This is a genomic window from Stenotrophomonas sp. WZN-1, assembly GCF_002192255.1.
In the GTDB taxonomy this organism is placed as follows: domain Bacteria; phylum Pseudomonadota; class Gammaproteobacteria; order Xanthomonadales; family Xanthomonadaceae; genus Stenotrophomonas.
Window position 1 is genome coordinate 2,451,039 of sequence record NZ_CP021768.1, and the last position, 21,138, is coordinate 2,472,176.

Consider the following 21,138-nt stretch of genomic DNA (forward strand, 5'->3'; position numbering starts at 1 on the left):
GCGCTTTCCTGTTGTGACAACGGCGGGCGCGATCTGCCCACGGCAAACGCCGGTCATCGACGCGTTCCCTGTTGATGCTGCTGGATCAACAGCGCCGCGCGCAGCACATGCTTGCCGACCAGGCTCTTGGAGATTCCCAGGCGCGCGGCAATCTCGCGTTCGCTCAGGCCCAGGTAGCGGTTGAGCACGAAGCACTCGCGGACCTGCGCCGGCAGCGCGAGGACGGTCTGGGTGATCTCGCGCAGTTGTGCCTGGTCCAGCGCCTGCGCCTCGCCATCGTGGCCCGCCTCGGCCATGTCGGTAGCGTATTCGGCCATCGCGCGCCGCTCGCGGGCGTCGGCCTGGCTGCGGTTGAGCGCATGGTGATAGGCCATCCGGTACAGATAGCCGCGCGGCTCCAGGATCGGTGGATGACCGGGCACGCTGCTGGCCTTCAGGTACAGGTTCTGCAGGGTGTCCTCGGTACTGGCCGGGTCGAGGTAGCGCGCGATGAAGCGAGACAACGCACGGCGCTCGCGGATCAACAGCTCGACCAGCGCCAGGGCATTGGGAGACATAGGTGCCAAGGCCGGACCGGGGAATGATGGGCGTGATGGCGACGGTCCGAGCCCGGATTGTAGGCGCCCCGCCGCGATACCGCACCCTTGTTCAGCGAGGTCGCCAGGAGCAGGACCTTCGGCCTATGAAGATTTCGTGAAGATGATGCTATGTTATATCGTCACATTCGCAGCGACCCCTTCCCATGTCCCGGTTCATCCCCGCCCGCCGCCTGTCCGGCGCGATCCTCCTTGCCCTGGCCCCCGCACTGGCAGCGGCGGCAGACGCCCCTTCGCAGCTGGACCCGATCGTGGTGACCGCGACCGCCACGGATCGCCTGGCCAGCGACGCACCCGCCTCGATCAGCGTGATCACCCGCGAGCAGATCCAGCTGCGGCCGGTGCTGGACCTGGCCGATGCGCTGCGCGGCAGCCCGGGCGTGACCGTAGCCGGGGTCGGCTTCGGCCGGCGCGGCATCCGCATCCGCGGCATGGACCCTGGCTACACACTGGTGCTGCTGGACGGCCAGCGCGTAAGCGCGTCGGCCGATGCCATCGCCCACTCGGACTTTGACCTGGGCTGGCTACCGGCTGCGGCGATTGAACGCATCGAGGTGGTACGCGGCCCGATGTCCTCGCTGTACGGTTCGGAGGCGCTGGGCGGCGTGGTCAACGTGATCAGCCGCCGCGCCACCGACGACTGGCAGGGCAACCTGGTCTACAACGCCGGCGTGGTCGGCGGTGACCGCGGCGGCAACACTGCCCAGGCCGGCTTATACGCCGGTGGCGCACTGCTGCCCGGCACGCTGGGCCTGAGCGTGTTTGCCGAACACCGGCAGAAGGACGCTACCCGCGATCCAACCGACGACCGCCTGGACGAACAGGAGGGGCGCCGCGCCAACACCGACCGCGCGGTACTCACCTGGACTCCGGACGCACACCAGCGCATCGACCTGTCGCACCTGCAGGGCCGCGAGGAACGCCGCCGCCATGCGCTGCAGGCCGGTGCCGCACCCTATGTGTACGAGACCATCGACGACATCCGTCGCCGCCAGACCACGCTGAGCCATCAGGGCGAGTGGGACTGGGGGCAAACCCGGGTGAGTGCCTATCGTGCGACGCTGGACCGCAACAACCGTCGCGACCGCGGCGAGGCCTCGCGGCCGCAGCAGCTGACCGACCAGATCGTCGATGCACGCGCCACCGTTGCGCTGGGTGCACTCCACCGCGTCAGCGTCGGTGGCGAATGGCGGCGCCAGGAACTGGACGATGCGGCCGGCGCACGCAGTGGTCACCTGCAATCGGATCAGAGCGCGCTGTTCGTGCAGGACGAGATCCAGGTGAGCGACGCGCTCTCGCTGGTGTTCGGCAGCCGCGGCGACCGCCATCCCGAGTTCGGCTGGCACCACAGCCCACGCGCCTATGCGGTGTGGCATGCCACCGAAGCACTGACGATCAAGGGCGGCATCGGCAGCGGCTTCAAGGCGCCGAGCCTGAAGCAGCTGTCGCCGGAGTATTCCGCGGTGGGCGGCGGCGGGCGTTTCACCATTGTCGGCAATCCGCAGCTGAAGCCGGAACAGAACACCAGCGCCGAGTTGTCGGTGGCCTGGCAGCAACAACGCTGGTCACTGCAGGCGACCGCCTTCCAGAACGACCTCAAGGATCTGATCCAGACCAGCTGCGTGCGTGCTTGCGGCGTGCGCGGTCGCGAACTGCGCAACTACACCAATGTGGCCCGTGCCCGCATCCGTGGCCTGGAGCTGGCCGGCACCGCGCCGATCAGCGAGCATCTGACCTTCGAAGCGAACTGGAACTGGCTGGACCCACGCGACCGCCAGACCGACCAGTGGCTGCCGGAGCGCCCGCGCCGCAGTGGCGCCACCGCATTGAACTGGCAGCGCGGACCGCTGCAGGCTGCGGTACGCGGCGAGTACATCGGCCCGCAGCAGCAGGTGGCCGGCAGCAGCCAGGTGACCCTGCCTGATTACTGGTTGTGGTCGCTGGATGCGCGCTGGCGCGTGACCGCGGCGGTGAGCGTGGTGGCCGGCATCGACAACCTGGCCGACAAGCGGCTGGACGAGACCGGTGCACTGTACCCGTACCCGGAAACCGGCCGCTACGTGCACGCCGGCATCGAACTGGCGTTCTGACCATGCGCAGCGGGTGGACATGGCTGCTGCTCGGGTGGCTGATGCCGGCCGCATTGGCCCATGCCGAGCCTGCGCCACTGCAGGTGGACGTGGTCAGCAGCAGCTTCGTGCTGCCCGGCAAAATCGCCCGCCTGGACGCGCTGGGCGCTCCCGCAGGGGTGCGCTTCCGGCAGCGGGTGGTCGACCCCGCGACCGCGCTGCCAGACGGCTGGCCGGCAGGCAGCGATCTGGTGCTGCTGGATACGCCGCGACCAACGGATGTCGAACAGGTCACGGCCGTGGCTGAAGGGCCATTGCAGAACGGCAAGGTGCCATGGCTGCGCGTGGGGGGCGGCGCACCGGCCTCCGGGCAGCTGCCCGCCGAGGTGGCGCGCAGGATCGCCGGCTACTACGGCAACGGTGGCGAGGCCAACATCCGCACGCTGGCTGCATACCTGCAGGCCTGGCGCAGCGGTACCGGGACCGGCGGACTGCCGCTGCCGCAGCCACTGCCGGCCACCGGCTACAGCACGGGCGGCAGCCAGTGGCTGGACAACCCACACGCATTGCAGGCGCAGTGGCAGCGCGACGATCAGGCTACATGGCCAAAGGTGGCGGTGCTGATCTCCGGCAGCATGCTCAGCGGCATGCAGACCCAGGTACTGGACGCGCTGATCGAGGCCGGGCGCGCACGCAAGGTTGCGCTGTTCGGCATCTGGTTCGATGCCGCCGCCGACGACGGCCTGCGGCAGGCGCTGCGCGGCATCGAGGTGGATGCGCTGGTCAACCTGACCCATCTGCAGAACGGCAGCGCGCGTGCCGCCGAATTTTCCGCGCTGGACGTGCCGGTGCTGCAGGCCCTGAACCACCGGCAGGGCGATGCGGATGACTGGCGCGCGGCGACCACCGGCATTCCGATGGCCACGCTGGCAACCTTCGTCGCCGTGCCCGAAGCCTGGGGCGCCAGTGATCCGATAGTGGTCTCGGCCAATGCGCGCGGTGAACTGCAGCCGATTCCCGAACAGATCGATGCACTGGCCGCCAAACTGCAGCGACTGGCCGCGCTGCGTCACACTGCCGCGGCCGACACGCGCGTGGCGCTGCTGTTCTGGAATGCACCGGACGGCGAGCGCAACCTGTCCGCCTCGCATCTCAATGTACCGCGCAGCATCGAAGCGCTGTTGCCACGGCTGGCACAGGCCGGGTATTCGACGCAGGCGGTGGATGAGAAGACCCTGATCGAACAGCTGCAGGCGCTGCTGGGGGGCTACTACCATCCGGAACGGCTGGACGCGCTGCTCGATGCCGGGCTGGCCGATACCCTGCCGGTAGCGGACTACCGCCGCTGGCTGGCGACCCTGCCCGCCGCGCGCCGCGACGAACTGCGCGCACAGTGGGGCGATCCTGCGCACCACCCTGCCGTTCGACAGCGGCAGGGACAGGCGGTGTTCGTGCTGCCGCGGCTGCGCCTGGGCAACCTGCTGCTGATGCCGCAGCCGCCGCGCGCGGGCCGCGTTGGCGAAGCCACCCACGATATCGCGTCGGTGCCGAGCCACTATTACCTGGCCGCCTACCTGTACCTGCGCCAGCAGTGGAAGGCCGATGCGCTGATCCACTTCGGCACCCACGGCACGCAGGAGTGGACCCCGGGCAAGGACCGCGGCCTATGGGTTGCCGACTATCCGTGGCTGGCGGTGGGCGAGCTGCCGGTGTTCTACCCGTACATCCAGGACAACGTCGGCGAGGCGATCCAGGCCAAGCGCCGTGGCCGTGCCGTGGTGGTCAGCCACCAGACCCCGCCGTTCGCACCGTCCGGGCTGTACGACGAGCTGCGCGACCTGCACGCGGTGGTGCACGAACTGCAGCAGCTGGACCAGGGGCCGGTGCGTGATGCCACTGCCGCACGCCTGCGCACCCTGGCCACCGACAGCGGCATCGCCGCCGACCTGGGCTGGAACGCGGTGGACATGCAGGCGCGCTTCGACAGCTTCCTGCCGGTGCTGCACGACCACCTGCACGAACTTGCCCGGCGCAACCTGCCACTGGGGCTGCATACCTTCGGCGAACCGGCCTCGCCCGAACACCGCCTGCTGATGGTGATGCAGCAGCTGGGCCCGGGCTATCTGAAAGCACTGGGCGAGGATCCGATGGAGGCCACTGCGGTGGACTACCGGCAGATCCAGCAGGGCCTCGCCTATCGCACGCTGGCGCGCCATCTGCGCGAAGGTGCGCCGATCGGCAGCGTCGCCAACCCCGATCTACGCACAGCGCTGCAGCATGCCGTGCAACTGGACGCAGCCCTGACCGATACACAGGAGGTCGAATCGCTGCTGCACGGCCTGCGCGGTGGATTCGTGCAGCCTGGCGCCGGCGGCGATCCGATCCGCACGCCAGAACTGCGCAGTGGCCGCAACCTGTTCGCGTTCGAGCCCGACCGCATTCCCACCCGCGCGGCGTTCGACACTGGCGAGCTGGCCCTGCAGCAGCTGTTGCAGGCCTATCGTGATGATCACGATGGACAGCTGCCACGCAAGCTTGCCATCAGCCTGTGGTCCAGCGAGGCCATCCGCCACCTCGGCGTGCTCGAAGCACAGGTGCTGCACGCGCTGGGCCTGCACCCACGCTGGGACAGTGCTGGCAAGGTGATCGGCCTGGATATCGTGCCCGATGCGGAACTGCCACGCCCGCGCATCGACGTGGTGATCCAGGCCACCAGCGTCTACCGCGACCAGTTCGATCCGTTCCTGCGCCTGCTGGCTGGCGCCATCGAGCAGCTGGCGGCGATGCCGGCCTCGCCCGGTAACCCGATTGCCGGCAATGCGCTGGCCGTGCAGCAGCGCCTGCAGCGCGACGGCGTTCCTGCGGAGCAGGCGCAGCGTCTGTCGCGCCTGCGCATCTTCAGCAATGCCCCCGGCGAGTATGGCAGCGGCCTGAACCATGCCGTGCTGGCGCGCGGCAGCACGGCGGGCAAGGACGATGCGGCGCTGGCCAGCGGCTTCCTGGATCGCCTGCAGCACGGCTACGGCAGTGATGGCCGGGCACCCCCCCTGCCCGGCGGCAACCTGTTCGCCGAACAGTTGCGCGGCGTGCAGGCGGCGGTACTGTCGCGCTCCTCCAACACCCATGGGCTGCTCAGCACCGACCATCCCTTCGAGTATCTGGGCGGACTGGCGCTGGCCGTGCGCCACCTCGATGGTGCCAGCCCGGCACTGTACGTCTCTGACCTGCGCGAACCGGCACCGCGCACGCGCAGCACCGCACGCTTCCTCGCCGACGAGCTGCGCGCGCAGACGCTCAACCCGCAATGGATCGGTGCGATGCAGGCCGAAGGCTATGCCGGCACGCTGGAAGTGTTGAAGAACGTCGATAACCTGTTCGGCTGGCAGGTAACCGCACCAGACACCGTCCGCGCCGAGCAGTGGCAGGCGGTGCATGACACCTTCGTGCGCGACAGTCGGCAGCTGGGCCTGGCGCAGTGGTTCGAGCAGCACAACGCCAGCGCCCAGGTGCAGATGATCGAGCGCCTGCAGGAAGCAATCTCACGCGGTTACTGGCACGCCGATGACCGCACCCGCGCCGAGCTGCAGGCGCGGCTGCAACAGCTGCAGGCGTCGTCGACATCCGAACCGGCGCAGGCGCCGGCGCATCCTGGCTATGGGCTCGGCCGCGCATCGGCCGCCACACCGGCACCCGATGCTGCCGCCGCCGCCCGACAACCCGCCACCGTCAAGCCGGCACCGCCCCCCTCGCCCAACGTGCGTGGCCAGGTGATGCGGCAGGTGCCGCCGCCGGCGCCGCACGCGCCTGCCACGCGCTGGGCACTCGCCGTGCTGCTGGCCCTGCTCGGCGCCGGCGCCGCGCTGCAATCGCGGCGCAACGCACGGCGCGCCGACCCTTCCCCTTCCCCTTCCAACCCGGCTTCCGCATGAACGCGCTTGAATCCACGCTCTACGATCTCTCCCACTTGTTCCTGGCACCGGTCCTGCTGCTGATCCTGCTGTCGCTGGCCTACGCCTTCCTCAGCTTCGGCGCCTTCCTGTGGGAAGGCCTGCAGCGCAGGCGCGGCCGCCACCGGCCCGAGCTGCTGGCCTGGCAGGCCCGCCACGGCGGCAGCAGTGACGATCTGGAACTGCATATCCTCAAGCGCCTGGAAGGCCTGCGCATCGTCTCGCGAACCGCACCGATGCTGGGCCTGGTGGCAACCATGATCCCGATGGGGCCCGCCCTGCTGGCGCTGACACGCAGCGACGCGCAGGGTGTGGGCGAGAACATGGTGGTGGCCTTCTCGTCGGTGATCCTGGCCCTGGTGGCCGCCAGCCTGACCTACCTGGTGCTGACCGTGCGCCGGCGCTGGCTGCTGCAGGAACTGCGCATGTTCGAACGCCTGCAGGAGGCGCACTGATGCGCTTCCTGGATGACGACGAAGCCGATGACCCGATCCTGTCGGTGGTGAACCTGATCGACCTGTTCCTGGTGGTCACCGGCATCCTGATGATCGTGATCGTGCGCAATCCACTCAATCCGTTCACCAGCCAGGACGTGACCGTGATCGAGAACCCTGGCCAGGCCAACATGCGCATCACCGTGAAGCAGGGCGAGGAACTGTCCCGCTACCAGTCCAGCGGCGAGATCGGCGAAGGTGGCGGGGTCAAGGCCGGCGTGACCTATCGGTTGCCGGACGGGCGCATGGTGTATGTGCCGGAGGGAACCGCCCCGGCCCGGTAGATCCACGCCATGCGTGGATGCGGAGCCTACGGTTCGTCCAACGCCTCGAAACGCTCGGCAAGGTAATCGATCAATGCGCGAACCGCCGGCAGCAGCCCACGCCGCGACGGGAACACCGCGTGCACGATGCCGTGCTTCGGCACCCACGCCGGCAGCACCGGCACCAGCGCGCCGCTGTCCAGCTCGTCGCTGATCATCATCCGCGGCAGCATCAGCAGGCCCACTCCGGCCACCGCGGCGGTGCGCAACGCGATCATGTCATCGCTGACCAGCCGCGGGCGATGGTGCACGCTGGCCAGCACATCGTCGGGCCCGGTGTACTCCCACACATGCTGCTGGCTGGGTGATGCCAGATCGACGGTTGGCATCATCGCCAGATCGGCCGGCACCTGTGGCATGCCCAGCCGCTGCAGCAGCGCCGGGCTGGCACTGGTACACCACACCCGGCGCGCCAGCACGCGTACCACCAGGTCACTGTCCTCCAGTGGCGGCGGCCGCACCCTTATCGCTACATCCACGCCCTCGCCCACCACGTCCACGCGGCGGTTGGTGGCGTCCAGCTGCACCGTCACCTGCGGGTGCAGGGCCAGGAAGTCGGCCAGCATCGTGCCGATTCGCGCATGCAGGATCGCGATCGGGCATGCCAGGCGGATCGTGCCGCGCGGCTCGGCGCGTGACATCGCGATGGCTTCTTCGGCTGCTTCGGCCTCGACCAGCATCGCCTTGCAGTGGCGGTAATAGTCCTGGCCGACCTCGGTGACCGAGAAGCGCCGGGTCGAACGCTGGATCAGTCGCACGCCCAGACGTTCCTCCAGCAGTGCGATGCGCCGGCTCAGTTTCGACTTCGGCATCGCCAGCGCCCGGCCGGCCTGCGAGAAGCCACCGTGCTCGACCACCATGGCGAAATAGAACAGGTCGTTGAGGTCGCAGCGGCGGATATCAGCAATGAACACGAGGCGATCTCCTGTGACGCAAGGCGCGTACCCATTGTTCACCAGATAGGACTATGACGGCAAATATTGGCGTCTACCGGCCCCATTGTCGCGACGATATCGTCTCCCGCAACGAAGAACAGCGGCCGGCAGCCCCGGCCAGGAGATCGCCATGAAGCGTGTCACCGGTACCTACAGCGCCCCCCGCCCGCACTGGGTGGGCGACGGATTCCCCGCCCGTTCGATGTTTTCCTACAACACCCACGGCCAGCACCTGAGCCCGTTCCTGCTGCTGGACTACGCCGGTCCGTACACCTTCGCGCCCAGCGATACGCCGCGTGGCGTCGGCCAGCATCCGCACCGCGGTTTCGAGACGGTCACCATCGTCTATGAGGGCGAGGTCGCCCATCGCGATTCGACCGGGGCCGGCGGCACCATCGGCCCCGGGGACGTGCAGTGGATGACCGCTGCCTCCGGCATCCTCCACGAGGAATTCCACACGCCGGCATTCAGCAAGCGCGGCGGCACGCTGGACATGGTCCAGCTGTGGGTCAACCTGCCGGCCCGGGACAAGATGGGTGCGCCGGGCTACCAGACCCTGCTCGATGCAGACATTCCCTCGGTGGAGCTGCCCGATGGCGCAGGCCGCGTCCGCGTCATCGCGGGCCGCTTCGACGGCCACGCCGGTCCGGCGCGTACCCACACGCCGATGGATGTCTGGGACATCCGCCTGCAGCAGGGCCACCACGCCGAACTGCCGGTGGCCGAGGGCCGCACGCTGGCGCTGGTGGTGCTGAAGGGCACGGTGCGGATCAACGGCGGCCAGCCGGTCGGCGAGGCACAGCTGGTCACCTTCGACCGCAGCGGCGAGGACGTGTTCGTCGACGCCGACAGCGACGCCACCGTGCTGCTGCTCAGCGGTGAGCCGATCGACGAGCCGGTGGTGGGCTATGGCCCGTTCGTGATGAACAGCCAGGCCGAGATCGCGCAGGCGGTCAACGACTTCAACAGCGGCCGCTTCGGCCGGATCGCGCACTGAGCGCTTCCGCGCGGCGGGCAATCACCCGCTGCGCCAACGGGCCATCGCCCACCTTCCCAAGGAGACTGACCATGAGTACCCCCGCCAACTTCAACGGTGCCCGCCCGGTGATCGATCCGGACAACGCCGCGATGCTGCTGATCGACCACCAGAGCGGCCTGTTCCAGACCATCGGTGACATGCCATTCACCAGCGTGCGCGCCCACGCCACTGCGCTGGCGACGATGGCCACGCTGGCAAAGATGCCGGTGATCACCACCGCCTCGGTCCCACAGGGCCCGAACGGACCGCTGATTCCTGAGATTCACGAGGCTGCACCGCATGCGCTGTACGTGGCACGCAAGGGCGAGATCAACGCCTGGGACAACCCGGGATTCGTTGCCGCAGTGAAGGCCACCGGCCGCAAGCAGCTGATCATTGCCGGCACCATCACCAGCGTGTGCATGGCCTTCCCGTCGATCGCCGCCGTCGCCGATGGCTACCAGGTCTTCGCGGTGATCGATGCCTCGGGCACCTACTCGAAGATGGCCGAAGAGATCACCCTGGCCCGCGTGGTGCAGGCCGGCGTGGTGCCGATGGACACCGCTGCGGTGGCCTCGGAGATCCAGCGCACCTGGAACCGCGACGATGCCCAGCAGTGGGCCGAGGTCTACACGAAGATCTTCCCGAACTACCAGTTGCTGATCGAAAGCTACCTGAAGGCGCAGGACGTGCAGAAGAACCAGGAGCAGCTGGATTCGCAGCGCAGCTGAGCTGCCCCCGGGGTGCCGGCCTGCTGCCGGCACTCCTCCCAACCGGAGACCCATCATGTCCAGTGAACCGATCCGCGATCCGGCCAGCGACCACCTGCTGACCCCGCAGAATTCCGCCTTCATCATCATCGACTACCAGCCGGTGCAGGTGAACTCCATCGCCTCGATGGACCGCCAGCTGCTGGTCAACAACATCGTCGGCACCGCCAAGGCCGCTGTGGCTTACGGTCTGCCGATCGTGCATTCGACGGTGAACGTCAAGACCGGCCTGAACAAGCCGCCGATTCCGCAGCTGCGCAAGGTGCTGGGCGACTACCCCACCTACGACCGCACCACCATCAATTCCTGGGAGGACGTCGAGTTCCGCAGGGCGGTGGAAGCCACCGGCCGCCGCAAGCTGATCATGACCGCGCTGTGGACCGAGGCCTGCCTGACCTTCCCGGCGCTGGATGCGTTGAAGGAAGGCTATGAGGTGTATGTGGTGGTCGATGCCGTCGGCGGTACCTCGCTGGCGGCGCATGATGCAGCACTACGCCGCATCGAACGGGCCGGTGGCCAGCTGATCAGCGTGCCGCAGCTGTTCTGCGAGCTGCAGCGCGACTGGGCCCGCTCAGAAACGGTGCCGGCTTTCATGAACCTCTTCATTGAAACCGGTGGTACGGCAGGCATCCAGTTCTCGTACGATCGTACCGAGTGAATTCGTGGCGGCGCAGGCCTTGGCTGGCGCCGCCTTTTGGAGCCGTCGGGCATGGCTCGACGCTATAGACAGATGGAGACTGCGATGGCCTACGCACGCATTGTTTCGACCGGCGACAACTACCTGCACCACATCAGCAATGGCACATTCGCTGTGGATGCGGACGAGCCGGCCTCGCTCGGCGGCCAGGGCAAGGGCTTCGCCCCGTTCGACCTGTACCTGGCCTCGCTGGCCGCCTGCACCGCCATCACCCTGCGCATGTACGCGCAGCGCAAGGGCTGGGACCTGGGTGAGTTCCATGCCGAGCTGCGCTCTGAACGTGACGCGGATGGACGCTTCCATGTGCACCGCGTGCTGCATGCCAGCGCCGCGCTGAGCGATGCCCAGTGGCAACGATTGCTGGAGGTGGTGGAAAAGACCCCGGTGACCCTGGTGATGCGCGAGGGCGCACGGATCACCAGCGAGCGTGGGGTGGCAGCGTAACCCCATCCACGCGTGGCGTGGATCTACTGTAGAGCCACGTCCATGCTCAGCTCCTGGGCTGGAAGCCGGGCATGAGCCCGGCTCTACAGGAGGCTCAGCGCCGTGAGTGCAGCACGGTGCGCTGGCGCATCGCGTTGAATTCCTGCTCCACCTGCTGGATGTCCTCGGCCTGGAAACCGGCCGCATCCAGCAGCTGGTCGGCGGCCGCCGCCGCCAGCGGATCATCGTCACGCTGGCGCCAGCAGCGCGCCGGCAGGAAATAGCCCACTTCGCTGCGCCCGCGCATGATCACCACCGGCCGGCCCGCATACAGCAGGAACTCGGCCAGATGCTGGCGCAGGCCCTCCACTGAAACATAGGCCGGTCCAACACCCAGCATCTGGCTGGACGGTTCGGGACTTTCGAACAGCTTGCGACGGCTCATCCACTCCTCCTTTGTGCAACGCGTGGTCTCCTTTCCTTAGACGGGTGCATCGCTGCGCCCCCGCCACGCTTCGCGTGATGCCCATCACGCCATCCGCTTAGAAGCCGGTGTTGAACTCCAGCTGGAACACGTCGATCGACAGCGGCGCACCGGACACTTCCTTGGCCGCCATCCACTTGCCGCTGATCCAGCTGCGCGCGTCCAGCGCGTAGGCCCCGCCCACATAGTAGCCGCGGGCGTTGGTGCCGCCGAGGTGGAAGTTCGGATCGTTGTAGGCGTCGGGCAGTGCATCGGCCTCGATGTGCTTGTAGCCCAGCAGCGCCTGCCACTGACCCTTCTCCTTCAGTTCGGTGGCGCCGAAGGTGGCCTGCACCATCCATGCCGTGTCGCCGCTGCGGAAGGTATCGATGCTGGCGGTACCACCGGCGCCGTAGTTGTTGACGATACCGTTGTTGGCGCGACTGAACATCGCCTGCTTGTCGTAGGCCAGGTTGCGGATGTAGTCGCCGTCCAGGCGCAGGCCGATGCCCTGTGCCAGCTGCGTATCCCAGCGCAGGTTCAGCGTGGCCAGGCGGAATGCCGAGGCCAGGCCGACGTACTGCGGGGTGGGCGTATTGGCCGGATCCAGCGGGTTGCGCGCGATGTCGCGGATCAGCATCAGGGTGTTGCCCTTCTGCATGAACGCCGGGCGCGACCAGTCGGTATCGCAGCCGACCGCGCCTGCATACAGCGCGCACGGCGAGGACAGGCGGCCGCTGATGTTCTTGAAGTCGTAGTAGCCCAGCGCCGCGCGCAGCGCGTTGTCGTCGTTGAAGCGCCAGTTCACGCCCACCTGCGCACCGGACAGCCACTTGTTCTCGTTCGGAGTCTTGACCCGGCTCTGGCTGGGCGAACTGTCGGAGGTGTATTCCAGCGGTACCACCGCCAGGTTGCCAAACAGGTCGAGGTCGCCACCGTCGAAGTCATACGTCAGGTTGGCGGCCAAGCCATCGAAGTTGAGGTCGTTGGAGAACAGCGTGTCACTGGTCCAGAACGGATTGCCGAAGCGGCCGCCACGCACCGTCACCCAGTCGGCCGGGCTGTAGGCCAGCCAGGCCTGGTCCAGCCACACATCCTTCTTGCTCAGGCCGCCACCCAGCTGCTCGGTGGTCGACACCGGGCCATTGCTGCTGCCGCTGGCCAGGCGCACGCCGGCCGTGGTGTGCTGGCCGATGGTCGCCTCGATGCCCAGGCGGGCGCGGATGCGCCACAGGTTGCGGCGGTCCTGGCGGGTGTTCAGCAGCGGCGGCAGCTGCAGGTTGGTGTTGGTGTTGGTGTCGAAACCGTTGCCGGAATTGATCGACGACCAGTTGCTCACGATGTCGCTGTTGCGTTCGGAGAAGAAGCGCGACTCGCTGCGCACGCGCACATCGCCGGTGACCTTGATGCGCTTGGTCCACTCGGCCACTTCGTTCGGTGCCGCCCAGCCTTCCGACTTTGCCTGCGCCATCACGTCCTGGCGCACTTCGTCACGGATACCGTCGCGCACGCTCTGCGGCACGTACGGCACGCGCACGTCACCGGCCTCCAGGGCCACGCCACCGCTGGCGGCGGCGCTGCCGGTGGCTTCAGTGCGCTGTGCGGCCGCTGCTTCGGCCTCGGCCTGTACCAGCAGCGCCTGGCCGTCTTCGGGTTTGAGTGCGCCGCTGGCGATCAGGCCCTTGATCAGCTTGACCATGGTGGTTTCGGCGGCCATCGCACCGGCCGGGACGGCCAGGCTGAGCAGCACGGCGCAGCACAGCAGCGCCCGTCGGGCCGGCCGCGGGCGGCGGGAGTCGGTTCGTGCGCGGACGTGGTCGTTCATCACGGTTCTCATCGAAAGAAGGGGAATCATGGAAGTCGGGAATCAGGCCCCGGGCCGGCGGCCCTGGATCAGGACGCGAGCGGGGAAATCGAGTGACGGCGGCGGTGCCTGGTCGACCTTGCCGATGCGCCGCAGCGCGTCGAGCACGGCCGCGTCGGCCTCCTCGTTGCCACTGCCACGCACCAGCTCGACCTTCTCCAGTCGACCATCCGTGGCCAGCCACACATTCACCTGCAGCTGGAACGCCAGGCGCTTGACCTTGTCGTCGCGCGAGATCGCCTGCTGCATCAGGTAGCCGAGGTAGCGACCGTAGGTGGCATTGCCGGCGCCGCCACGGCCGACGCCCGACGAGCCACCGCCACTGCCGGACTGGATGCCGAAGTTGTCACCGCCAGCCTGCGCATCGGCATTCATCGTCACCGGGTCAGCGTTGTCCGGGGTCGGCGTCGGCTCTTCAGCGGGCGTCGGCTGATCCAGCGGCTCCGGCTCGGGCATCGTCTCTTCCGGCGGCGTCTCCGGCTCCGGTGGTTTTTCCGGCGGCGGGGGTGGCGGCGGAGGCGGCGGTGGCAGCGCCAGCATCGGCGGCTGCACCACCGGCCGACGGGTACTGGCGGTGTCCTTGAACAGCAGCCACCACAGTGCGACGCCGAGCACCAGCAACGCGACCAGCACCAGCGCGACGGTCACCAGCAACGCGCGACCGCGCATGCCGGGCTCCGGTCGAGGGGGTTGATGGGCCGTCATGCCTCAGCCCTGCGCCTTGCCGGTGACCAGGCCAACCTGAGCCAGCTCCAGGCGCCGCAGCAGATCCAGCACCTCGACCACGCGGGCGTACTGCACCTGCGCGTCACCGCGCACGATCACCGGGAAATCCGGCGTGGTCGCGCGTTCGGTACGCAGCCGGTCTTCCAGCTCGGCCATCGTCACCGGGTAGGCATCCAGGAACACCTGGCCACTGGGGTCGATGGTGATCGCCTTGGTCTTCGGCTTCTCCAGCGCGACGCTGTTGCTGGCCTTCGGCAGATTGACCTCGATGCCGGGAATGGAGGCGTTGCTGGTCAGGATGAAGATCACCAGCACCACCAGCAGCACGTCGACGAAGGGCGTCACGTTGATGCCCTTCTCGCGCTTCTTGATGCCGAACTTCGCCTTCTGGCCCATGGCGCGCCCCTCAGCCCTGGACCGCGGCCGGGCCGCGCCCGTCCTGCTCTTCGGCCAGGCGCGCGGCGAACTCGTCGATGAACACCGCCATGTCCGCACCGATCGCTTCGGCGCGTGCACCCAGGTAGTTGTAGCCGAACAGTGCCGGGATCGCGACGCCGAGGCCGGCAGCCGTACACAGCAGCGCCGCGGCCATGCCTGGCGCCACCGAGTTGATGTCCACCGCGCCGGCCATCGCCGCCACCACGAACACCAGCATGATGCCGATCACGGTGCCGAACAGGCCCACGTACGGCGCACCTTCGATGGTGGTCGACAGCCAGTTCATGCGCCGCGCCATCGCTTCCTGCTCGCGCACCATCACCGCATCCATCGAGGCGCGGATCGCGGCGATGGTGGCGCCACTCAGGTAGCCACTGTTGCCGTCGCGCTGGTGGCGCTGCTGCATTTCATCGATGGCCACCTGGTAGATGCGCCACAACGAGCCATCGTGCATGGCGGCCGGTGCCTTGCCCTGCCGATCCATGTCCGACAGGGTGCGCAGCGGCACGCCGGACAGCTTGCCGAAGCTCTCGGTGAACACCGCGTTGGCCTTGCTGGTACGGCCGAAGTGGCGGCTCTTGGCGATCATGATCGCCCACGACAGCAGCATCATCAGGCCCAGGATGGCGACCACCACCCACGCATCGAACGGCATCGCCTTGAGGATGAAGGCGAAGTGGCTCTGGCCGGCCGACTGCTCATCGGCACCGTAGCTGATCAGGCGCGAATCGGCGCCCTGCGCGGTGGCATCGGCCAGCAGCAGCGCCGCCGGGCGCGCCACCCGCGAGACGCGCAGCTCATCCAGCGCACCTTCGAAGTTGGCCAGTGGCTGCGCCGCTCCCGGGGCATCGGCACCGACCACTGGCGCGGTGCCCAGCGCCGGCAGCTCGCCGCTCAGCTGGGCCACCACGCGGCCGTTGAGGTACAACTGCAACGCGCCCTTCTCCGCCGTCAGCGCCACGTGCGCCCACTGCCCTTCCGGAATCGGCTGCGCCGGCGTGCTGCGCTGGCCATTGAGTTGCACGAACGGCACGCGGTTCTCGATACCGACCACCAGCTCGGACGCGCCATCGCGACGGGCGTAGATCGCCTGCGCCGCATTGTTGCTGCCCGGCTTGATCCAGGCCGAAACGGTGAACGGCGCACCCGCTTCCTGCGCCAGCGACGCGCTGGCGGGCAGCGGCAGCGGGCCCGCACCCAGCTGCACGCCACGACCGATCACCGCGCCTTCGGACGGCGGCACGACGGCACCGGCGTTGTTGCCATAAGCGGTGGTATCGCGCGCCGGCGCGTTGGCCTCGGCAAAGTGATAGACCAGCGTGTAGTCCGGGTCGAATACCTGCTGGCCGTTGCCGCTGGCCGGTGCCTTTTCATTGCCGTAGTACATCCAGATCGTCTGCGGCGCGGCAGCACTGACCGCCGGCACGTCCACCCAGACCAGGGCCAGGCCCAGCTTGGGATCGAACTGTTCGATCTGGTGGGCCAGCACGGTGCGGCCATCACCCGAGACGAAACGCAGGTCGTTGCCCGCGTCCTGGGTACCGTCGAAACCGAAGTTGCCGGTGTGCAGGCGCAGCAGCAGCGGCGTGCGGCCCGGGTCACCGGCCAGGCCCGCGCCCTGCGGGCCGGCGTCGACGGTGATCGGCTTGCGGTACTTCCATTCGGCCTGCCACCAATTGGCATCGGCCGCAGCAGCAGGCAACGCAACCAGCGCGGCCAGCAGCAGCAACACTCGGGAAAGCAAACGGTCCATGCGAAGGGTCTCCGGAGAACGCATGTTCAAGGGAAGGGTCAGTAACTGGTGCTGATGTTGAAATGCAGGCGTGGGTCGTCCTTGCGCGTGACCGGGCCGTCGGCGTAGGGCCAGGCGTAGTCCAGGCGCAGTTGCAGGTGTTCGCCCAGGCGCAGCTGCGCGCCCAGGCCGACCGAGGCCAGGTTGTACTTGTCACGCTGTTCGGGCAGCGGCTGGCGCAGGCGCAGGTAGGCGGCGTCCGCAAAGCTGTAGACGCGCAGATCAGTGCCGCTCCACAGCGACCACGCCGGGGTGCGCCATTCCAGGCTGGCCAGGCCGCCGTAGTCGCCGATCGCCTCGGCCGACAGATAGCCGCGCACGGTGTACATGCCACCGGCGGCGAACTGCTCGGCCGACACCAGCGGCGCGTCGGTCACCTGCAGCGAGCCACGTGCGTACCACTGCCAGTCGTTGCCGAAGGTGTGGGTGTTGGCCACGTCGGCCTTGAAGGCCACGAAGCTCGGGTCGGCCCAGTAGCGCTTCTGGCCGAAGGCGGTGGCGTCGCTGCCGTAGCCGAGCAGGCGGCGGGTGCCGGCCACCAGCTGGGTATTGATGCTCAGCTGATCCTGCTCACCCTGGCGCACACCGACAAAGGCCAGGGTAATCGGCGCGTACTTCAGCGGCGTCTTCAGGCTGTCCTTGCCCATCTGGGTGTCTTCCTCGGTGTCCTTGAAATCCACACCAAGGCTGAGCTGGCGCCACCACTGGCTGCTGCCGGCAAGGCGATAGTTGAGCTTGAGGCCGATCGAGTGACCGTTGCCGATCACGTTGGTACCGGTGCCGGTGCCCACCTGCCCACCCGCGTTCAGCACGCGGCTGTCGGATGTGTAGCCGGACGCTTCCAGGCTCCACGGCGTGCCTTCGAACGGCATCGTGTACGAGGCCGAGAACACCTTGGCCTGTTTCGTGTCTTCCGGCGCCAGGTACACGCCGATGTTGGCGCTGTGCCCCCGCTTCCACAGGTTGTCGTAGGCCAGCGACGCGCTCAGGCGCAGCTTCTCGGTGTCGGCACTGTGGTCGTTGTTGAGCGCCGCGCTGGCACGCCACGGCGACTTCTCCTCCACCTGCAGGTCCACGTCCATCGTGCCCGGCACCTGGCCCTCGCGCACCAGCGGCATCACCTGGCGACGCCCGCCTTCATTGAGCGCGGTCAGTTCCTTCTGCGCCTGGTCGAAGTCCGGCACCTTGCCCTCGGCCAGCGCCGGCACGCGTTCGCGGATGCGTTCGGGCGATTCGTGGCGGGTGCCGACCACGCGCAGCTGGCCGATCGGCGTCTGCTGTACCTTCAGCAGCACGACGCCGCCACTGACCTGCTGCTCGGGAAGCTCGACGTAGACCGACTGGTAGCCGGCCTGCTGGTAGAGCGCATGGACCGCATCGCGCGCCTTCTCGACATCGGCCAGGGTCCTGCCCGGGCCGAGGAACGGTTCCACCGCGCGTTCAATGTCCCGGGGATCGAGCACGGTATTGCCGCGCACGATGTATTCATTGATGTTCACGCTGGGCGCAGGCGCTGCCTCCTGCGCGAACAGCGGCAGCGGCAGCGCTGCCAGGGCCAGCATCAATGGATGCAGGCGCAGCGGAAGGCGGACGGCTCGGCACGGAACAGGAGTCATCGAAGGCATCGCGTCGTATCGAAGGGAGTGGCCAGGGAGCGGCGCGTGGGTCTACCAACAGGACGTGCACGTCGCGTCAAAACCGCCACTAGTTTTGTGACAGCACTGTCATCTTTCGACAGCGTCGGTACGTCCAACGGCGGAGACTGCCCGTGCCATACGTCTTCATTGCAGAACGTCGGTTGTCGCAGGAGATTCGAGATGAATGAGCCGTTGAAGGCGCGCCTTCGCCCTGCCCTCGCCCTTGCCTTGTTGCTGGCGTTGCCATCGGCCTGGGCCGACAAGGCAAAGAAGCAGGACGAGGCCGCACCGTGCATCGAAGTACAGGTCAACGGCGAGCGCATCCCCGCCTGGGAGTGCCTGCAACGCAAACTGGCGCCGGCGCCGAAATCGGCGAAGTCACCGGCGCTGCCTGAAGCCGAACGCCTGATGCGGCAGCCCGGCAACCAGCTGATGCAGTACAACCTGGAGGGCACGCGGCAGCGCATGGGTGATGCGTTCGGGCATTCGGTGGTGCCACAGCGCCCGTTGCGCTGAACCCATGCATCCACAGAGCCGAGCCCGCGCTTGGTTGCGCCTGCGCGCCCTTCGACATTCATGCAAAGGCAGCCGGGCGTGGGCTCGGCTACGGGGCGCCGCCCTGCGGAACGGCCGGCACGATGCCATCGCTCGGCACCGGTGGCAGCGCGGGCACCGGCAGGCTGCGCGATTGTCCGGCCTGGTTCAGTTCCACCACGTTGGCGCTGATGCTGGCCAGCACCGTACAGGGTCCCAACCGCTGGCCGGGCGCGTACGCCTCCGGCGGGCGTCCATCCACCGACAGCAAGGCCAGCGGCGACTGGTCGCCGGCCATCACGCCCAGCACGACCACCTCGGTCTGCACCGCACCGGGCGACAGCAGCCGCACCAGCGGCAGGCTGGCCACCGCATCGAACAATGGCCGTGCCGGCGCCTCGGCATGCGCTCCGCTGGCCGCCGCCGTCGGCGCCACCGCAGACAGGGTGACGCTCCAGTAGGCCACCACGGCCAGCAGCAGCGTCGCTGCCAGCAGGGTCAACATGCGATTGCGATCCCAGCGCCTGCCGTCCATGTTCCGCACCATCGCCACGTTCGTGTCCGCCTACGCTAGCAGCTGCCGCTGACGCTTTTGTTTCATCATGCGAGCCTACGCTGGCAGGCATCGACCAGGACAGGAGGCAACGTCGATGCAGCACGTGCCGCGTGGTTTCACCCTGCTGGAGCTGATGGTGGTGCTGGTGATCATCGGAATCTGCACGGCGGGCATCGGCCTGGGCCTGGGCAGCCTGCTCGACCCGGGTCGGCAGCTGCGGCAGGAGGCCGAACGGCTGGCGCAGCGCCTGCAGGTGGCGCGCGACGAGGCCCGCATTGATGGCCGCCCCTGGCGCTGGCAGGCCGACGCCGCTGGCTACCGGTTCAGCCGCCGCGAGGGTGCCCGTTGGGTGGATGTGCAACGCGACGACCTGCTGCGCCCGCAGCCCTGGCAACCGGCGGGCATCGTGGTGCAGCCGGCCACGCCGATTGAACTGAGCCCGGAGTGGATCGGCGTGGCGTGGGAACTGACGTTGTCGTTGCAGGGCCGCCAGCTGCGTCTTCGTGATGATGGCAGCGGACAGTTGCAGGTCGTGCAGTGAAGCGGAACATGCGCGGATTCACCCTGATCGAAGTACTGATCGCGCTGGCGATCGTTTCGATTGCGCTGGCGGCGGTGATGCGCTCGGTCGCGGTGGCGACCGACGATCAGTCGCGCCTGCGCGACCGCCGCCTGGCACTGTTGTGCGTGCAGGACCGCTGGCAGGAGCTGCGCCTGGCCGGGCAGCCGCCGCAGGATGCGCGACTGCGCTGCGTGCAGGGGCGCAGCACGTTCCTGGTGCTGCAACATCTCGGCACCGGCAGCGACAGCCAGCCGCAACTGGAACTGAGCGTGGTGGCCGAAGATGCGCCGCGGCAGTCGCTGGCCCGGATGCAGCTGCCGTGGACCCCCACGCAATGAAGCGGGTCACGCGCGGCTTCACCCTTATCGAGGTGATGATCGCGATCACCATCATGGGCGTGCTGGCACTGATCTGCTGGCGTGCGCTCGACAGCGTGGCCAGCAGCGACCAGCGCCTGCGCCGGGCCGATGCCGAGACCACCACGGCGCTGCGCGTGCTGCAGCAGTTCCAGCGTGATATCGACATGCGCGCAGACGACGCGCTGATGAATGGTGCGGTGCGCCCGGCGGACCAGCCGCAGCGACTGCTGCCCCCTTCGCTGGTGAGCGAACGGCATCCGGATGGCAGCTTTGCGCTGGAGATCACCCGCAGCGTCGGCAGCGACGGGCTGCGCTGGCAGCGGGTGCGCTGGTGGCGGCAGGGCAACACGCTGTGGCGGGCCAGTGGCGAGGCGACCGACCGGTATCCGCTGCCAGCGCCTGAGCAATCGAGGGGCATCGCGGTGGCCCGAGATGTGCAGCGGTTCGAGGTGCGGGCCTGGCAGCCCGGTGCCGGTTGGGCGGTGCTGCCGGGCGAAGGCGAGGTTTTGCCGGCGACGGGGTTGGAGCTGCGGCTGGGCCTTCGCGATGGGCGTGGGCCGCTGAGCTACCGGCGGGTGCTGGAGTTGTAGGATTCGTTCGTGGCACCGCATCCACGCATGGCGTGGATCTACTGCTGAGGCTGCTCTGGTGGGTGCCGACCTTGGTCGGCACTGAGCCAGCCCCGCCATCCACGCATGGCGTGGATCTACTGCAGAGACTGCTCCAGGCATGGCATGGATCCCCTGCCCTCCTGCCGCCGGGTGCTCTCCTGCACCCGGCGGCGCGGTGTCGGTGGTCCTCACCGCTGATGGCCGCTCCCTGCCATCCGTGCCGTCCTGGCTGGGGCCGCCACCGTTCCGTGGCGGCTGGCCCGATGCTGCAGCCCGATGCGCTGCATCGGGCAATGCGTGCCGACCAAGGTCGGCACCTACCGG

Annotated in this window: 21 protein-coding genes; 12 read left to right on the forward strand and 9 right to left on the reverse strand. The window is 68.2% G+C overall.

Annotated features, from left to right (window positions below; genetic code table 11):
* Positions 1–53: 53 nt before the first annotated feature.
* Positions 54–557: an RNA polymerase sigma factor gene (locus tag CCR98_RS11635; protein WP_087922732.1), complete on the reverse strand. Its 504-nt coding sequence runs from the start codon at positions 555–557 to the stop codon at positions 54–56.
* A 185-nt stretch (positions 558–742) separates the two neighbouring features.
* On the opposite strand from CCR98_RS11635, the gene CCR98_RS11640 reads away from it, so the two are divergent.
* Genes CCR98_RS11640 through CCR98_RS11655 form a run of 4 tightly spaced genes read left to right on the forward strand, consistent with a single transcriptional unit; the run spans position 743 to position 7,390 of the window.
* Positions 743–2,686 (forward strand): TonB-dependent receptor, encoded by a 1,944-nt coding sequence (locus CCR98_RS11640; RefSeq protein WP_087922733.1) that lies wholly within the window; start codon positions 743–745, stop codon positions 2,684–2,686.
* 2 nt (positions 2,687–2,688) lie between these two features.
* On the forward strand, positions 2,689–6,594 hold the full coding sequence (cobN, locus tag CCR98_RS11645) for a cobaltochelatase subunit CobN (RefSeq protein WP_087922734.1): 3,906 nt from the start codon (positions 2,689–2,691) through the stop codon (positions 6,592–6,594).
* A complete protein-coding gene (locus CCR98_RS11650) occupies positions 6,591–7,067 on the forward strand; it encodes a MotA/TolQ/ExbB proton channel family protein (RefSeq protein ID WP_075678079.1) in 477 nt (158 codons plus the stop codon). The genes cobN and CCR98_RS11650 overlap by 4 nt, the downstream gene beginning before the upstream one ends.
* Entirely contained in the window at positions 7,067–7,390 is a 324-nt protein-coding gene (locus tag CCR98_RS11655; RefSeq protein WP_087922735.1) for a DUF2149 domain-containing protein, read from the forward strand. Before CCR98_RS11650 ends, CCR98_RS11655 begins: the two co-directional genes overlap by 1 nt.
* A 26-nt stretch (positions 7,391–7,416) precedes the next feature.
* Here CCR98_RS11655 and CCR98_RS11660 read toward each other — a convergent pair whose 3' ends face one another.
* Positions 7,417–8,343, reverse strand: coding sequence for a LysR family transcriptional regulator (locus tag CCR98_RS11660; protein ID WP_087922736.1), 927 nt, complete (start codon positions 8,341–8,343; stop codon positions 7,417–7,419).
* Between the two features lie 151 nt (positions 8,344–8,494).
* Between CCR98_RS11660 and CCR98_RS11665 the strand changes: the two genes are divergently transcribed.
* The 4 genes from CCR98_RS11665 to CCR98_RS11680 all read left to right on the forward strand — a co-directional run bounded on the left by CCR98_RS11665 (position 8,495) and on the right by CCR98_RS11680 (position 11,293).
* Positions 8,495–9,361 (forward strand): pirin family protein, encoded by an 867-nt coding sequence (locus tag CCR98_RS11665; RefSeq protein WP_087922737.1) that lies wholly within the window; start codon positions 8,495–8,497, stop codon positions 9,359–9,361.
* 71 nt (positions 9,362–9,432) lie between these two features.
* Positions 9,433–10,113 carry an isochorismatase family protein gene (locus tag CCR98_RS11670; protein ID WP_087922738.1) on the forward strand — a complete coding sequence of 227 codons (681 nt, stop codon included), beginning with the start codon at positions 9,433–9,435 and terminating at the stop codon, positions 10,111–10,113.
* Positions 10,114–10,168: 55 nt separating this feature from the next.
* On the forward strand, positions 10,169–10,810 hold the full coding sequence (locus CCR98_RS11675) for a hydrolase (RefSeq protein ID WP_087922739.1): 642 nt from the start codon (positions 10,169–10,171) through the stop codon (positions 10,808–10,810).
* An 84-nt stretch (positions 10,811–10,894) separates the two neighbouring features.
* Positions 10,895–11,293, forward strand: a complete 399-nt coding sequence (locus CCR98_RS11680) for an OsmC family protein (RefSeq protein WP_087922740.1) — start codon at positions 10,895–10,897, stop codon at positions 11,291–11,293.
* Between the two features lie 94 nt (positions 11,294–11,387).
* Here the strand turns inward: CCR98_RS11680 and CCR98_RS11685 are convergent, their stop codons facing one another.
* From CCR98_RS11685 to CCR98_RS11710, 6 genes are all read right to left on the reverse strand, one after another.
* On the reverse strand, positions 11,388–11,717 hold the full coding sequence (locus CCR98_RS11685; protein ID WP_005409871.1) for a hypothetical protein: 330 nt from the start codon (positions 11,715–11,717) through the stop codon (positions 11,388–11,390).
* 97 nt (positions 11,718–11,814) lie between these two features.
* Positions 11,815–13,560, reverse strand: coding sequence for a putative porin (locus CCR98_RS11690; RefSeq protein WP_087922741.1), 1,746 nt, complete (start codon positions 13,558–13,560; stop codon positions 11,815–11,817).
* A gap of 42 nt (positions 13,561–13,602) precedes the next feature.
* Positions 13,603–14,268 carry a cell envelope integrity protein TolA gene (locus CCR98_RS11695; RefSeq protein ID WP_087922742.1) on the reverse strand — a complete coding sequence of 222 codons (666 nt, stop codon included), beginning with the start codon at positions 14,266–14,268 and terminating at the stop codon, positions 13,603–13,605.
* A 39-nt stretch (positions 14,269–14,307) separates the two neighbouring features.
* A complete protein-coding gene (locus tag CCR98_RS11700; protein ID WP_005409874.1) occupies positions 14,308–14,721 on the reverse strand; it encodes a biopolymer transporter ExbD in 414 nt (137 codons plus the stop codon).
* 10 nt (positions 14,722–14,731) lie between these two features.
* Positions 14,732–16,516, reverse strand: coding sequence for a MotA/TolQ/ExbB proton channel family protein (locus tag CCR98_RS11705; RefSeq protein WP_087922743.1), 1,785 nt, complete (start codon positions 16,514–16,516; stop codon positions 14,732–14,734).
* Positions 16,517–16,554: 38 nt separating this feature from the next.
* A complete protein-coding gene (locus tag CCR98_RS11710; protein WP_087922744.1) occupies positions 16,555–18,171 on the reverse strand; it encodes a ShlB/FhaC/HecB family hemolysin secretion/activation protein in 1,617 nt (538 codons plus the stop codon).
* Between the two features lie 201 nt (positions 18,172–18,372).
* Between CCR98_RS11710 and CCR98_RS11715 the strand changes: the two genes are divergently transcribed.
* A complete protein-coding gene (locus CCR98_RS11715) occupies positions 18,373–18,708 on the forward strand; it encodes a hypothetical protein (RefSeq protein WP_087922745.1) in 336 nt (111 codons plus the stop codon).
* 88 nt (positions 18,709–18,796) lie between these two features.
* On the opposite strand, the gene CCR98_RS11720 is transcribed toward CCR98_RS11715, so the two are convergent.
* Complete coding sequence (locus tag CCR98_RS11720; RefSeq protein WP_198361020.1) at positions 18,797–19,273, reverse strand: general secretion pathway protein; 477 nt, start codon at positions 19,271–19,273, stop codon at positions 18,797–18,799.
* Positions 19,274–19,376: 103 nt separating this feature from the next.
* Between CCR98_RS11720 and gspH the strand changes: the two genes are divergently transcribed.
* The 3 genes from gspH to CCR98_RS11735 are packed head-to-tail and all read left to right on the forward strand — an operon-like array spanning position 19,377 to position 20,793.
* Positions 19,377–19,823 carry a type II secretion system minor pseudopilin GspH gene (gene gspH / locus CCR98_RS11725; RefSeq protein WP_087922746.1) on the forward strand — a complete coding sequence of 149 codons (447 nt, stop codon included), beginning with the start codon at positions 19,377–19,379 and terminating at the stop codon, positions 19,821–19,823.
* Positions 19,824–19,831: 8 nt separating this feature from the next.
* A complete protein-coding gene (gspI, locus tag CCR98_RS11730; protein WP_232463008.1) occupies positions 19,832–20,182 on the forward strand; it encodes a type II secretion system minor pseudopilin GspI in 351 nt (116 codons plus the stop codon).
* Positions 20,179–20,793, forward strand: a complete 615-nt coding sequence (locus CCR98_RS11735) for a prepilin-type N-terminal cleavage/methylation domain-containing protein (protein ID WP_087922748.1) — start codon at positions 20,179–20,181, stop codon at positions 20,791–20,793. Before gspI ends, CCR98_RS11735 begins: the two co-directional genes overlap by 4 nt.
* Positions 20,794–21,138: the final 345 nt, after the last annotated feature.

Bases quoted from the DNA above. Each gene is read 5' to 3' on its own strand.
- CCR98_RS11635 (WP_087922732.1), bottom strand. From the start codon at position 557: ATGTCTCCCAATGCCCTGGCGCTGGTCGAGCTGTTGATCCGCGAGCGC.
- CCR98_RS11640 (WP_087922733.1), top strand. From the start codon at position 743: ATGTCCCGGTTCATCCCCGCCCGCCGCCTGTCCGGCGCGATCCTCCTT.
- cobN (WP_087922734.1), top strand. From the start codon at position 2,689: ATGCGCAGCGGGTGGACATGGCTGCTGCTCGGGTGGCTGATGCCGGCC.
- CCR98_RS11650 (WP_075678079.1), top strand. From the start codon at position 6,591: ATGAACGCGCTTGAATCCACGCTCTACGATCTCTCCCACTTGTTCCTG.
- CCR98_RS11655 (WP_087922735.1), top strand. From the start codon at position 7,067: ATGCGCTTCCTGGATGACGACGAAGCCGATGACCCGATCCTGTCGGTG.
- CCR98_RS11665 (WP_087922737.1), top strand. From the start codon at position 8,495: ATGAAGCGTGTCACCGGTACCTACAGCGCCCCCCGCCCGCACTGGGTG.
- CCR98_RS11670 (WP_087922738.1), top strand. From the start codon at position 9,433: ATGAGTACCCCCGCCAACTTCAACGGTGCCCGCCCGGTGATCGATCCG.
- CCR98_RS11675 (WP_087922739.1), top strand. From the start codon at position 10,169: ATGTCCAGTGAACCGATCCGCGATCCGGCCAGCGACCACCTGCTGACC.
- CCR98_RS11680 (WP_087922740.1), top strand. From the start codon at position 10,895: ATGGCCTACGCACGCATTGTTTCGACCGGCGACAACTACCTGCACCAC.
- CCR98_RS11685 (WP_005409871.1), bottom strand. From the start codon at position 11,717: ATGAGCCGTCGCAAGCTGTTCGAAAGTCCCGAACCGTCCAGCCAGATG.
- CCR98_RS11690 (WP_087922741.1), bottom strand. From the start codon at position 13,560: ATGAACGACCACGTCCGCGCACGAACCGACTCCCGCCGCCCGCGGCCG.
- CCR98_RS11695 (WP_087922742.1), bottom strand. From the start codon at position 14,268: ATGCGCGGTCGCGCGTTGCTGGTGACCGTCGCGCTGGTGCTGGTCGCG.
- CCR98_RS11700 (WP_005409874.1), bottom strand. From the start codon at position 14,721: ATGGGCCAGAAGGCGAAGTTCGGCATCAAGAAGCGCGAGAAGGGCATC.
- CCR98_RS11705 (WP_087922743.1), bottom strand. From the start codon at position 16,516: ATGGACCGTTTGCTTTCCCGAGTGTTGCTGCTGCTGGCCGCGCTGGTT.
- CCR98_RS11710 (WP_087922744.1), bottom strand. From the start codon at position 18,171: ATGACTCCTGTTCCGTGCCGAGCCGTCCGCCTTCCGCTGCGCCTGCAT.
- CCR98_RS11715 (WP_087922745.1), top strand. From the start codon at position 18,373: ATGAATGAGCCGTTGAAGGCGCGCCTTCGCCCTGCCCTCGCCCTTGCC.
- CCR98_RS11720 (WP_198361020.1), bottom strand. From the start codon at position 19,273: ATGGTGCGGAACATGGACGGCAGGCGCTGGGATCGCAATCGCATGTTG.
- gspH (WP_087922746.1), top strand. From the start codon at position 19,377: ATGCAGCACGTGCCGCGTGGTTTCACCCTGCTGGAGCTGATGGTGGTG.
- gspI (WP_232463008.1), top strand. From the start codon at position 19,832: ATGCGCGGATTCACCCTGATCGAAGTACTGATCGCGCTGGCGATCGTT.
- CCR98_RS11735 (WP_087922748.1), top strand. From the start codon at position 20,179: ATGAAGCGGGTCACGCGCGGCTTCACCCTTATCGAGGTGATGATCGCG.